The 14,001-nt window shown below is 43.0% G+C and carries 6 protein-coding genes; all 6 read right to left on the reverse strand.

Going from position 1 to position 14,001, the window contains the following annotated elements:
* Positions 1 to 16 precede the first annotated feature (16 nt).
* The 6 genes from BacF7301_RS02710 to BacF7301_RS02735 are packed head-to-tail and all read right to left on the reverse strand — an operon-like array spanning position 17 to position 13,997.
* The gene (locus tag BacF7301_RS02710; protein ID WP_245208317.1) at positions 17 to 2,512 is read right to left on the reverse strand and encodes a beta-glucosidase; all 2,496 of its coding nucleotides are present in this window, start codon (positions 2,510 to 2,512) and stop codon (positions 17 to 19) included.
* A gap of 16 nt (positions 2,513 to 2,528) precedes the next feature.
* The gene (locus BacF7301_RS02715; RefSeq protein WP_167959962.1) at positions 2,529 to 4,586 is read right to left on the reverse strand and encodes an SGNH/GDSL hydrolase family protein; all 2,058 of its coding nucleotides are present in this window, start codon (positions 4,584 to 4,586) and stop codon (positions 2,529 to 2,531) included.
* Between the two features lie 2 nt (positions 4,587 to 4,588).
* A complete protein-coding gene (locus BacF7301_RS02720; protein ID WP_167959964.1) occupies positions 4,589 to 8,017 on the reverse strand; it encodes a glycoside hydrolase family 88 protein in 3,429 nt (1,142 codons plus the stop codon).
* Positions 8,018 to 8,020: 3 nt separating this feature from the next.
* Positions 8,021 to 10,633, reverse strand: a complete 2,613-nt coding sequence (locus BacF7301_RS02725; RefSeq protein ID WP_167959966.1) for a glycoside hydrolase family protein — start codon at positions 10,631 to 10,633, stop codon at positions 8,021 to 8,023.
* An 18-nt stretch (positions 10,634 to 10,651) separates the two neighbouring features.
* Entirely contained in the window at positions 10,652 to 12,358 is a 1,707-nt protein-coding gene (locus BacF7301_RS02730) for a DUF5017 domain-containing protein (protein ID WP_167959968.1), read from the reverse strand.
* A 31-nt stretch (positions 12,359 to 12,389) separates the two neighbouring features.
* Positions 12,390 to 13,997 carry a RagB/SusD family nutrient uptake outer membrane protein gene (locus tag BacF7301_RS02735; protein WP_167959970.1) on the reverse strand — a complete coding sequence of 536 codons (1,608 nt, stop codon included), beginning with the start codon at positions 13,995 to 13,997 and terminating at the stop codon, positions 12,390 to 12,392.
* Positions 13,998 to 14,001: the final 4 nt, after the last annotated feature.

The raw sequence follows: 14,001 nt of genomic DNA on the forward strand, positions 1-14,001 counted from the left end.
CTATTTTAGCCTAAACCTACTTTTCTATTTGTATTACCTTACGTAACCGAATGTCGTCGGACGCACTTCCTACAAGCACTTCATAACTTCCCGCATCATAATCAAAGTCTTTCAATTCCGTCTTGTAATAAGAGAAAGCATCCTTATTCAACGTTATTTCCATTTCTTGCCCGGTATTTTTTCTAATAAAATACTTAGCAAACCCTTTAAGCTCCTTATAAGGTCTTTCAACCTTCGGATTTATAGGTCGAATATATACCTGAGCCGTTTCTGCTCCGTCATACTTCCCTGTATTCTTTACTGTAAAGCGGACCTTAATCACCAGTTCTTTACCTTTTTCTCTGTTTATACGTAAGTCAGAATATTTAAACGTGGTATAAGACAATCCATAGCCGAATGCAAATTGAGGCTTCGTTTCACTAATATCATAATGCCTGTACCCCATAAAAAGCCCCTCTTTATACTCTACCCGCTTATCACCATCCGTATCATAATAATATGGATAAGCCGGGTTATCTTCCCATTTCTTTTCAAAAGAGACAGGCAGTTTTCCACTGGGGTTTACCTTTCCGAACAGAATTTCAGCAACAGCCGTTCCACCTTCCTGACCCGCATACCACAGATGCAATAAGGAAGGAACTTTATTTATCCATTTCGACATATCCACATTTCCTCCAGCATTAAGCAATACAACCGTATTGGGATTGGCAGCAGTAATGCACTGCACTAAACTATCCTGATACTCGGGCAACTCGAAGGGACGGTCATTACTTTCACGTTCACTGCTCTCATTAAATCCTATGTTCACAATAGCCACATCAGATTTCCGGGCAATCTCTACAGCCTCATCAAAGAGCAACTTATCCTCCCTCCATCCGAAAGAGATATCAACCGGATGCACATTCGCAAAGTATTCAAGAATAACAGGATATTCCTTTCCGGCTTCCAATGCCAATACAACTTCACGAGTCGTTATTCCCTGGTCTCTCCACTCATTAATCACCATTTCCGTACCGACTTTCAAACGGAATCCGTCGAACCCTCTGACTATGAACCGATAATTAGTAGTCTTTTCCGGACGTACAACCCCACTCCAACGCATGGAACAATGGTCGTACGGAATACCCTTATTTTCGGCAGCAATATGCCAGCCGTTGCCTATATTGACAATCGTATCTATCACAGTTTTTGCCGGTGTTCCCTTTAAACGGATATTATCAAAGTATTCAGCCTTAAGCCCTCTAGTGCAGCTTCCCGCTTCTGTATAAAAAGCAGCATTAGTAACCGTTTCTGTCAAGGTAGGCACACCGGGCGCATAAGAAATCTGAAGTTCCTGTCCGGCAATCTTCAACCCGTCCAATACCGAAACAGAATGAAACGGGAATGTATAAGAACTTCCACCACCTGATATATAAGAGTTGGCATTAGGACCAATCACGGCAACCGACTTCACTCTTGACGGATTCAACGGGAGTAAACCATTCTCATTCTTCAACAATACAATTCCTTCCCTAGCCAGTTCCAATGCGGCTTTTGCCGCATCCGGGTTATTGTATGGAATAGAGCTATCCAACTGCTCATTATCAAAAAAGCCGAACCGGAACATAATTCTCAGAATTCTCTTCACTTTCTCATCAATAGTCGCTTCCTTCACTTTCCCGGCTTTTATCGCAGGAATCAGATTCTCCTTATTCATCCACTTGGCACGCGGCATTTCCAAGTCCAAACCACCATTAGCAGCTTCCACAGCATCATAAGTAGCCGACCAGTCACTCATTACAATTCCATCAAATCCCCATTGTTTTCTCAACACCTGATTATTCAAATAATCATTCTGCGTGGCGTGCACCCCATTCACCGGATTATAACTATCCATAACAGCACCCGCACCCGCTTCCTGAATGGCGGCTTTATAGACAGGTAGATAAATTTCATGCAACACCCGCTCATCAATATCACTGCTTACATTGTTCCGGTCCCACTCCTGATTGTTCGCAGCATAATGCTTCAGAGTAGCCACCACTTTCTGATCCTGCAATCCTTTCACGTAACCTATGGCTACCTGAGAGTTCAAATACGGGTCTTCCGTGAAATACTCAAAATTCCTTCCACACAAAGGAGAACGAAGAATATTCACACCGGGTCCCAATAATATATGTACACCACGTGCTCTTGAATCTCTTCCCAGTTGTTTTCCTAATTCATATGCCAGTTCCCTGTTCCAGGTCGAAGCAGTCAGTACCCCTGCCGGATAAGCTGTCGATTTACCGTCTTTATGTGTACCGACAGGGCCATCCGTCAGCTTTATCTCGGGTACGCCTAGACGTTCGATACCTCTTATATAAAAGCCTTTATAACCTCCTATATAATCTATTTTTTCTTCCAATGTCATGCGGTGGAGCAAATCATTCGTCCTGTCCTCCACAGAAGCTGTTTTATCTTTGTATATCTGAGCAAATCCACTCATAGAAAAACAACTCAAAATCCCAACGATCACTAAATGCTTCATCATTCTATTCTACTATTTGTTATTTAATATACTTGGAAATAACCTCTTTCCACACGGCATAACCTTCAGCCGTCAGATGCAACCCATCCTCCCGATAATGCTCCGGGAACAATTCTCCTTTTGCCGTAAACATCGGATGATATACATCAGCATAAGCAGTATTCACCTGTTGCTCTGCAAACTCTTTTATCAACGCATTTGTCTGTTCAATCCTCTCTTTGTCCTTCAATCTCCGCACAGACGGTTTGATAGAAATGAAAATAATCTCCGCTTCCGGTTTTTCTTTCCGGAGAATAAAGAACAATCTCTTGATCTGCGCCAGTATTTCATCCGGAGTCCATTTGTAACCAATATCATTGTCCCCTTCATAAACAAAAATCTGTTTAGGATGATAAGGGCTTATCAAACGGTCCTTATAATTAATCAAGTCTATCGTTTTCGTGCCGGAAACGCCCCGGTTCAGAACCGGCTTCCCTGGGAAATCATCCGCTAAGGATTTCCAGTTCTCCATCGTTGAACTACCCACAAAAAGAATCAAATTCTTTGTCGGCGGATTGATGGAATCCGCCTTTTCATAACGCCTCATTTTCTGATCCCACTTTAGTTGTTGTGCCAGTTTAGGAACTCCCTTTATCCGTTCGCACGGAATCGGTTTTCCACGTAAGAGTATCCTTCCCAGATAGATTACCGACTGGTCATACTTTTCAGGATGTGCTATTATATCCTCCCGTTGTTTATTACTGAGTATTTTTTTCTTGTCAGCTTTCTCGGAAGAGATCCGGATAGTTACTTGATGAACACCTTTCTCCAACTTTATCACATCATACTGCCCCCGGTAGCGATTGTTACACCAGGAATTAAAACGATTCAAAGTATAATTCCCGATACGGTCATTCGCTTCATACAGATGAAAGCCTTTAGTACTAACCTCTTTCAACTGAACAAATTTTCCGTCAACCAGAACTTCAACCTGTCCTACTTCCGGACCGCCAATATCAAACAAGCCTAGCATATCTCCCTCAAAGCCAAAGGAAAATGACGCTCCCTCCTTACTACTGGTCATCACTGTATCAAACCAGCCGGAAAATTTCTTTAAGGAAGGGTTCTCTGATGTATTAACCTCTTTCCATGACTTATCAAAAGAAGCAATCTGTGAAGGGATATACATTTCGGCTTCTTCCCATTCCGAACCGATAAGCGGTTCAGGAAGCATATGTGCCTGCGAAAAGCTCTGCGAAGCACTATTTCCTTTTTGCATCTTCTCCAGTCCCCGTGCAATAGCGGAAGCATATAGGTTGCCCCCATCGGTGACTGGATGTACCCCATCATTAGAAAACAAAATCTTCCCGGCAGCAACCTCTTTGGTTCCTTTCCAAAGTAACTTACCCGCCTCTTCGAGTGCTGCCGCTTCCATGCCCAAATGAATAGAAGGAAGTTGGTAATGCGCGGCAATGTCCTCCAATCTTTTAATCACCTGCGGAACATCTCCTTTCTGATAAATAGCAGTCTGATTTGTATAAATCGTATAAATCAAACAAATATCCGTATGGGGATTCTCTTTTATAATCTTTCGGATCATCCCCTCCATACCGTCCGGATAACCGCCGTTTACCGCGAATTCAATAAAAACAAGATCCGGCTTATACTGTAACACCTGTTCCCGAATCCGGAAAGCCCCCAAGTCCGTACCCGTGCCGGACACTCCGGCATTAATCCATCTGAAACGGGTCTTGGAAAATGTATTTTCCATATAGCGGGTAGTTTGCAAACGATAGCAATAATCTCCCTGTGTAATACTGCCACCAATAAAAGCAACCGTGATTTCCTGCCCTTTCTCTATTTTTAAAGAAAAGTTAGGAAGCCCCTTTCTTACCGCACATTCTTTTTCATCATAGTAACTTCCGGGTTGAACCAGTGAGATTTCCTTATCTGCCGTTGTGTACACCAAAGGTGAAGCTCCTCCCTGCGAAGCGGCAATCTTATCCAAATCGAACCGGCTCTGCCCATAAGCATAGGGAAGTACTGTCATTAGTACCATTCCTGCGATAACAGCTCCCAGTTGTCGTATCTGTATCATCTTCATTTTGAATTAAGTATAATTTCCTTCGTTTTATCTGCCTGTCCTTCCGATTTCACCGTTACTTTAACAACGGCTTTTTCGTCCATTTTCAATTTATAGAAGCTCCATTCAAACGGATAAGAAGCAACCGTACAAGACTGTCCGTTACATTCCACCGCTATGGACATTTCCTTATCCTTGATCGGCGCAGTTTCAGCAAATCCATACACAGAATCCCATCCGAACGGAGAACGGATGCGGAACAAAAAGACCTTGCCGAAAGGTTCTCCCATATCCACCACTTCCATTCCATTCTTCAACACAGGGTAACGAGTCTCTTTGCGAGGTTCGGCTAAAGGAAATGCCAAAGCCCTGAAACCTTTTCCCGGAACAGAAACCTTAACCGCATTTCCAGCCCTGTTTATTTTCATCGTTTTACCTTTTTCGGTGTATTGTACAACATCACCTTGTCCAATCAATCCGGCAACTTCGTCCAAGCGGACAGTCAGTGATTCTTCCTGTTCAGACTCACCGGATAAAATCACCCAGAAATATTTATCGGAAACCGCAGTCAGATAATTTACTGTCGGATTATCCACCTGGACCAACCCTTTCTTTGTCCAAAGCTTCGCCTTGTTGTCTCCAAATATTTTCCCTTTTTCATTCCCGTAGATACGGTTTGTAAACCAGACAAAACCTTCCTGCTTGCACGACGGGAAATAAATATTCCCCTTGGAACGTTCTATGGCTTCAGATACCAGATAATCCCACGTAAATGCCAAATGGGGCGGAATATGGTGGTAATAGATAGAACTTACATCGGGACCCTTATAAGGAAAATCCGGTGACAGGGTTATATCCGTATATCCTGTTGCATAATATCCCGGATAATTTGTAAACCGTCCGATCACTCCATTCCGGGCATAAGTCTCGTAAATAGGTTTATGGGTATATTGATAGAGACGGAGCAGATGAGGAGCCCAGTTGCTCATAAAGACCGGACGCACCTGCTTTCCCTTTGTCCGCAGGAAATAAGTCGAAGGCTGTTCAAAGCCCAGTCCGACCGGTGAGACAAGCCATTCCGGCACTTGCTTCTCCTGCGCATCATTTGCCACTCGTGGAAATCCTAGACGGTATTTCTCTTTTCCCTTCCACCATAAGTTTGTATTCCCGTCAAAACGGTTTCCCGGATGAATCGTTTGTAGATTCTCTGTTACGGCAGGAAAAGACCTGATTCCTGCAATGGTATTGGAAGCCCCGTATTGTGCCGCTTTCAAATATTTTTCTTCTTTTGTCAACTCATACAAGTCTATCAGATCCCACCACGGAGCATACACATTCGTATTATAAAAAGACATCAATCCTACCGGTTGGGATGAGTTCTTATATATCTGCAAATCTATATACCGGTCGGCAGTAGAAGTAGCAAAACGTTTCCATTTCTCATCTCCGGTCAGGTTATAGGCGGAGATTGCCTGTACCCACGAGAGAACCTGTGTAGAATATCCCTTTGTTTTCCTCAATGTATCCCCCGGTAAGGCGATAGAAGCCAGCCACGGGTTCAGCCCTCCCAAAAGACGATGCAAGCCTTCATAATAAGAAGTATTGAACTGCGAGTGAAAAGGATTGAGCCGGAGTGTCTCAAGCGTTTTGTTGTATCCGCTTGGAACCAAGTCCGTAGCCCATCTGTATCCACTCCGAGACAATGTATATTCTATTGTCGGTAAAGAGCGTGACAAATAAAATTCTTCATCTTCCGAGAAGACAGATGCTGCGACAATAGCCAAAGGAGCAGCGTGCACTACTGTCGGAGCCGTTTCCGGATCTCCTTCAATGTCATAAAACCCTTTAAGACCGGCATCCCATCCGCCATACTCTTCATTGCGCATCAAATCCAGAATATTGAACATTGCCTCAGTCAGTGATACATCTTTTTGTTTCCTGTAATCTTTCACCTTATATACTTGATCCGAAATATATTCTACCACCTCATTCCAGCCAGCCGGAAGTATGCCTATCACAAACTTGCGTTCAATCATCTGCCCCGCCTTCACATGAGAGTCTTTCATCCCCATAACGGGAGCAAAGGCTACCGGCTGAACAACATTCTGCTCATTCCTGACTGAAAATCCCATCGGAGAAAAATCCACACTTCCCCATTCTTGCGGGAAAGTCGTATCATCCCCTGATATAAAAGATGACATCACTCCACCCAAAGAAGTAGTTGATTCAACAATAGCCAACGGTTGTTGCATCATTGAAGAAAGCATCATCACCGGATGTGGAGAAACCCGCTTATACTGAAACATCGGCGGAAGAAGTATATTACTCACATTCGGCTGGGGGACAGGCTGAAAAGCAGAAAGTCCCATACTATACATTCCGTCAGTAGCTGGACGGCAGGATAATCTCACCTCGATATGATTCCCTTCGGCAGGTAACGTCCAGTAACCTGTGATAGAAGAGCCATTCTTCGTGATATACTGTACTTCAATACTCTTATTGTCCTTGTTCACCGCTTTCACCGGAATAGCCTCACTAAGCACTCCTGCCACATAAGGATTCAAATAATCCTCATCAGACTGTACGGTGTATTCCTTTCCATTTACAGTAAATGTACTTTTCGAAACTGCATTTCTCCAGGAAGGGAAGAATTTATCATTATCTACCGGACTTTGCTCCGCAGTGATAAGAAACACCTTATGGTCTTCCATAGTAGACAAGAAACGGCGCCAGATTCCCTTTACCTTGATTTCCGTCCGGCAGGCAATCGCCTGGTTGTTCGCTCCGGCTTTTACAAAACTCACCCGGATATTCGAATTCTCTATATTAGCCACCATTTCCGCACTAGGCGATAATAAAAGCGGAGTAGACACATTATCAAAACCGGATCCTTTCGTCTCTATCTTAACAGGATTCTTTCTCCACTTGCCCACTTCTTTCCTATCCATTTCATTGGGATTGATAGAATGATCCTTCACCAATAGAATCGCGTCACATCGACCGAAATTCTTTTTCGTGTCATGCAATCGCAATAAGACCTGTTTTTTTGCCAACTGCACACCGCCCGCATTTTCCCAATAAAATCCGACCTTTCCATGTTTTCCGGATTCTTTCATCGGTTTCTCATCCACACTTAAACGGAACAAGCGTGTCCCCGGCAATTTCTCATAATCTGCCGACCTTACCCATACATTATAGTCCCCTTCTTCTATTATATTGACGACTGTAAGCGCATCAAACTGTTCGTCAAGACTTCCACCACCGTTCAAACGAAGCATGGCACTCCCCATGCAATCAGTCGACCTATCCGTTGACCATTTTCCCTTGAACTGGAAAGCCTCAGCTTCAATCAAATATTTATCTTTCTGCGCATACATATTCAATCCTCCAACCGCAAAAAGAAGGGTGCAAACAAGATTCTTTACTATCCAGTGATTTATGTTCATATCCTATTTATATTTAATCTTTAAAACTGTCAAGCCATATGCATCAATCGTTACGTTCCAATTGTCCACTCCGTCTACAAGTGTGGAATGACCTTGATTATCCAAGCAAGATACGTTTTTCACCCGAATCTTTTTTCTGGGGAACAAACACTCCGCATCCATTCCAATCAAAGAGGACTGTTTTTCATCATCATTGTTCAGCAAGATAAGGAAAACGGTCTTCTCCTTCTCGTTTACAGCAGTCATATATTCCACGTAAGGATTATCCAATTTGAATAATCCCGGACGCATTATCAAATCGGCTTTCGTACCGAATACAGTGCCGGGCGCAAAGCCGTAAGTCTGGTGAGGTCCTACTTTAGGAGTAATAAATCCACCCGGATAAGTTATCCTGCCATTGGAACGCAGGGATATTTCAGACAACAAATAGTCGGTAATCCATCCCACCTGCCACCAAGCATGATGCGGATAAGGTCCTGCTCCATTATTCATCGAATCCCAATAATAGGAAGCGACTCCCGTTTTCAAATCCACAAACGCATCCCTTCCTATAACCGCCGCGCGCGCCATATTCAGGAATAATGAGTCTTTTGTTAACCCATACATCCGTACGAACATTCCGGCATGGCTAGCCAAGAGTATCGGTCCGCGATGATTGGCAGAACCGGCTACTCCACCATGCTCGAAACTCAATCCCACCTGACTGATTTCCCAGTCTTTCCGTTCTACCCCTTTCACCCGCTTTACCACTGACGTTGGTATAGGATGCGTATAAACCGATGCCGTATAAATCTTAGCTGCCGATATAGCCGCTTCTTTATACTTCTCGTTTTTCGTCACGTTATACAGTTCCAACAAAGCTTGTACACTTTGGGCTGTGGCAAAATCCGGGACAAAACGGGTATCACCGCAAACACCCAGGAAATGTCCTTTCCTTACAGCGTTCTCCACATACCAGTCCGCTCCTTGTATAGCTGCCTGCAGATATTTCTTATCTTTCAGTATCTCGTAAGCAATCAATAATCCATAAAACGTCGGCCGTAAATCCGCAATATCGGTAAAAGTAGGCTCCAAGGTTTTATTCTCATAGGCTACTTCCCATTGTCCGTTAGGTTTCATCCATTCCAACAAGCGGTCGGCAGCCAGTCTGACATGCTGTTTTAATTCCTTTTGCTGCGGTTCGAAAAGCAGGATATTGCCCATATCCATCAACATATAATAAGTGGTTGCAATGGGTTCCGTATAGGGTCCCCACTCTTCGGTGAACCGTTTGCTTTTATACAAATAATACTGTCCCGCAGAGGAGCCATAGAGGAAATCTTTCTCCGCATGTTGCTGCATCAATTTAAAGTTCAACGCATTCGGCAGTCTTTTTTGTGTCAAGCGAGGATCATCCGTCAACTTTGCCAACATCCACATTGCCCCGTAATCGGAGTTTTTCATGGCATCTTTTTCCGAATCATACACACCACCCAGATAGTCCTGTGCTCCAATCGTCACTCCCTTATATACCTGGTTGTGCCATTTGGAAGTACTGTCATTAGTAAGGTATGCGTGCATATCGTAAAGTCTTTGCGTCAATGAATACTTTGTCTGTTTCAACTTTAGAAAATCCGTGAAGCGATAAATATCATTAATCGCATGTTTCAATACAGCATACCAATCCGCTTTCTGAATGGTATAACGGAAAGAGAAAGAGAGGCTGTCCCCTACATTCGCCAATGAATTCTTCTCTCCCAACACAGGATGGTAAAGTGTGGGCGAGAACTCTCCCTCACGGTTCATAACCGACAATCCGAGTTGCCATTCCGCATGCGTCTTTTTATCCTTCGGCCAAGGATCTCTGCCAGTACCCGGCTCGGCAGTGACGGCAACGGTCACACCTTTTCCATCCGTTATCAGTGCGGATAATGTAGAAGCCGTACGTTCTCTTGCCACTACCGGTACGTGAGGGATTCCCTGACCATAGCCATACGCTTGTACAAAGTCCATATTTATAGCATTCCCCTGAAATATTCCGGGGACGGTAGCCCACTGAAAATCATATTTATCTATTGAAACCAGCGAAGGAGTTGCCAAAGAATAATAACCAGTCTTCTTGGGATGCAAAATGAAATCAACTTTAATATCATTCCGATGGAACGGGTCCAGACACCATTTTTCTGTAATCCGCATCGTTTCATTTTCGTACCGGAAGCAAAGCTCCGTATCGGAAATACGCTCCACTGCCGAAGGATGAAAAACCATGTTTTCTCCTGCCTTATTCATGGCAACGGCATTTGTATTCTGCTGCCATGAAGGAATAATATAACGATATTGCGGAGCCGGGAAAAGAATTTCTTTTCCCATATTATCATATAATTTCTGTGGTGTCGTTTCCGGTTTAGAAGAAGCATATAAAACATTATGCTGATATTTAGCTGTCTCCATAATATCCCAACCGCTCGTTCCCTTCACTTTCAGCGTTTCTAACGTATATCCGCCAGCATCCTTTTTCCATCCGAGTTCAAGTTGGTCATTAGCCAATCGTACAACGGACTGTTCCTGGGCTGATAAAGCGACAGATAAGCTTAGTGCTACGCCTATAGAAAAATAGTTAATGAAATTCTTTGGCATCCCTTTCATTTTTATCGGTTATTCTTTCACTTCAATGTTTAATTTCACTTGCGAATAATTACTTCCGTCATACCAGTCGAATACAGCTTTATAAGTGCCGGGAGTATTGTAAGTATGTACGTAATCTCTGGAAGTAACACTATTTAGAGAGACTCCCTTATCAGGAGTACCTTTTCTGATATAAACAGGTTTGGAGATAGCCCAGTCATCATTAGCGGTTGCAGTTGTCCCGCCACCTGCCAAATATGCTCTCGCAGAAGTAATGTCCCAATTCTTTTTCGGATTCAAGCAATCCACTCCGAACCAGGCATCTTTTGAGAAGCCCATTTGATTAGTTCCTCTAAAATTTTCTGGAGAAATCAAGGCTAATTCAAACTTTCTGACAATCCAATCAGCCCTGTTAGCTGTTTCTCTTTCATCTTTATGATGAAAAGCCATATACAATTTAGCATTCGGATCATTACCTGCTATTTCTTTCAAACTGATTTCTCCGGAAAGAGTATTATCACTACCTGTTGAAAAAATGAACTTCTCAGATAAATCAATCCACGTAGCAGCTTCTACATGCTCTTTCTCATAAACACCATCAAAATCCGTTGATACTTTAAATTTCAAGAGTTGATCTACCCCATTACGTACAAATGTCGAGAAATTCACCACCATGTCATTATCCGCATAAAATCTTTCCCTGAAGTCAAAGTTATGTCCGCTTTCTCCAGAATAGAAAACTACACTATTGGCATTATTGCCAGTCAAACTAAACGTTATAGGCTCTCCCGCCTTACATTCCACCTTATCCGGCAAAACGCTCAATGAAGCGGGAATCTCTTCCTCTACCTCGCCTTGCACTTCCACGGTCAGTTTCGTCAATGCATGGTCACTGCCATTATACCAATCGGATGTCGTTTCAAATACAACCTCATAAATTCCCGGTTTAGTATATATGTACTTGTACTCATCCATCGTCGTACTAATATTCTTCAACGCAACACCCGTGTCAGGAGTGGTTTTCCGGACATCAAAAGCCTGTGAAATAACCCAATCTACATTTTTCGGCTGATTAGTTCCCCCATCAATCAATATCTGGCTGGTAGAAGAAACATTCCATGTCACTGCCGGATTTTCAAAATCCACCACCTTCCAGCCCATAGTAGGCATCGTAGCCAAATTGCTTCGTACCCCTTCGGTAGAAACGCAATCAAGTGTGATGGAACGGATAATCCAGTTGTTCTGCCGTGCTTTCTGTTCATCTTCATAACGGAATGCAACAAACAACTTAGCATCCTCTGCCGCACCGACATACTCTTTCAAATTCACCTCTCCGGAAGGAGTCTGGTCATCTCCTACCGAAAAGCGGAACTTATCAGACAAGTCAATCCATGTAGCTGCTTCCACATTCTCCTTGTCATAGATTCCACTAAAATCGGAAGAAACCAGGAATTTCAGGTTATGGTAAATATCTCCATAACGTACCCAGGAATTGAATTTGACCAACAGGTCACCATCTGCATGATATCTTTCTTTATAAGCATAATTATGCCCAACCTCACCCGAATAAAACACTATATTATCCGGATTTCCGCCCAACTTGAAAGTTACAGGTTCGCCTACCTGATAAACCTGCTTATCCAGCGCCACATTCAGTTCTACACTTGGAACCTCATCTTCCATACAGGAAACCAACCCCACAAGTAACAAACCGCAATATTTTATTATATTTTTCATGTTCGATTGTTTTAAAAAGATAAAAAATCAATTACCAACCCTCATTCTGAGTCATTAGCTTGTTGACGGTAATCTCTGTATTCGGAATTGGGAAAAGAACATTACGGTCTGTCATATTCTGCCCTACTCTGCTTGCGTATTTAAATTCCGACGGAGCAGTCGTTGAAATTTCCGTTCCAAAAGCCTTCATTGTAGCCACATATTCTCCCCAACGAAGCAAGTCGAGTTTACGTTGCCCTTCAAAACAAAGTTCCCTAAACCGTTCTTTTTTTACTTCTTCCAAAAAATCCGTCTTAGCCAAATCTGCCGGAAGATCCACTGTCGCATCAACGGTATGAATCGGTTTTCCATAGGCCCTTCTTCTCACCTGGTTGATTGCGTCATACGCTTCGTCGGTAGGACCGTTGACCTCATTCTCAGCCTCAGCTTTCATCAGCAGGACATCACTGTAACGGATAACAGGAAAATTTGTGGAATTAAAGAGACGTGCTTTTTGCCCTGTCTCGTATTCCCTTCTCCATTTGCCGGGGTTACGATTATATATCTGAGTAGCCGAAAACATTATTTTCTTAGTAACCTGAACCACTTCTGTTTCCTGAGTTTCCTCATTAACCTTTGTTTCTTCCACTATATTATAGTAATAAGGAGCAACATTCCAATCCTTACGTAAATCACCCTCTCCATACGAATCATAAAGTCTTTTAGAAGCCTTCATCGGACCACCTGAATAACCAATAGATTCATCACGGCATAAAATACCATTCTCCACTCCTACAGAGCCGGCCAAATCTACCGTACCAATTTTATTACCATACATACCTATTTCCCAAATACACTCCTTGCTTTCATTAATATCTTGCGAATGATTAATAAAGATTTGCGCATAATCCGAATTCAGTTCATGTTTTGTTGAGGCAATCACCTTGTTGGCATACTCCAAAGCATCCGCATAGCGTGTCTCGTCTTTCAACGGTTCACCGGCCATTTTCAAGAACACTCTTGCCAAGACAGCCTGAACACCCGTTTTACTAATCCGTTCGTTATAACCAAGCGCATCAATATCCAATACCAGTTTTTCAGCCTCCTGCATATCCTTTACAATCTGCTTATAAATATCTGCCAATGGCGATTTCGCCAGATAACTATCATTAGCAGACATTGTAGGAGTAAGCTTCAACGGCACTTCACCAAAGAAAGAGGTCAGCAGATAATAGAAATATCCTCTCAAGAAAAGAGCCTCTCCCTTCGCCGCTTTCATCACATCTGTATCCAATTCTTTACCTTCGACGCTATACAGCAGAAGATTGGCCCTGTTCACTCCTTCATACAGCACTTCCCAGAAGCGTCCGACATCCAGGTCAGCGGCATCCATTACCCCTGCACGGATATTAGTGTTGTTAAAATTATTAGTATAAAAAGACTCGTCGCTCAGCACAAAGAGGCTGAAAAGTCCCTTACTGTACATTCTTCCGTTTGTGTCAATCAGACGATTATACACTCCGTTCAATGCCTGCAACAGTTCGCTTTCCGTATTATAATAATAATCAGGAGAAACGAAATCAGGTTCTTTATCCAGTATGTTCGAGCAGGAAGTTGCCAACAGACATACGGTCATCCATAACAATATAGTATGCTTCATATCT

It is taken from the genome of Bacteroides faecium (assembly GCF_012113595.1).
GTDB lineage: Bacteria > Bacteroidota > Bacteroidia > Bacteroidales > Bacteroidaceae > Bacteroides > Bacteroides faecium.

What these genes read in the sequence shown, in the direction of transcription:
- BacF7301_RS02710 (WP_245208317.1), bottom strand. Translation starts at nt 2,512, where the DNA reads ATGATGAAGCATTTAGTGATCGTTGGGATTTTGAGTTGTTTTTCTATG.
- BacF7301_RS02715 (WP_167959962.1), bottom strand. Translation starts at nt 4,586, where the DNA reads ATGATACAGATACGACAACTGGGAGCTGTTATCGCAGGAATGGTACTA.
- BacF7301_RS02720 (WP_167959964.1), bottom strand. Translation starts at nt 8,017, where the DNA reads ATGAACATAAATCACTGGATAGTAAAGAATCTTGTTTGCACCCTTCTT.
- BacF7301_RS02725 (WP_167959966.1), bottom strand. Translation starts at nt 10,633, where the DNA reads ATGCCAAAGAATTTCATTAACTATTTTTCTATAGGCGTAGCACTAAGC.
- BacF7301_RS02730 (WP_167959968.1), bottom strand. Translation starts at nt 12,358, where the DNA reads ATGAAAAATATAATAAAATATTGCGGTTTGTTACTTGTGGGGTTGGTT.
- BacF7301_RS02735 (WP_167959970.1), bottom strand. Translation starts at nt 13,997, where the DNA reads ATGAAGCATACTATATTGTTATGGATGACCGTATGTCTGTTGGCAACT.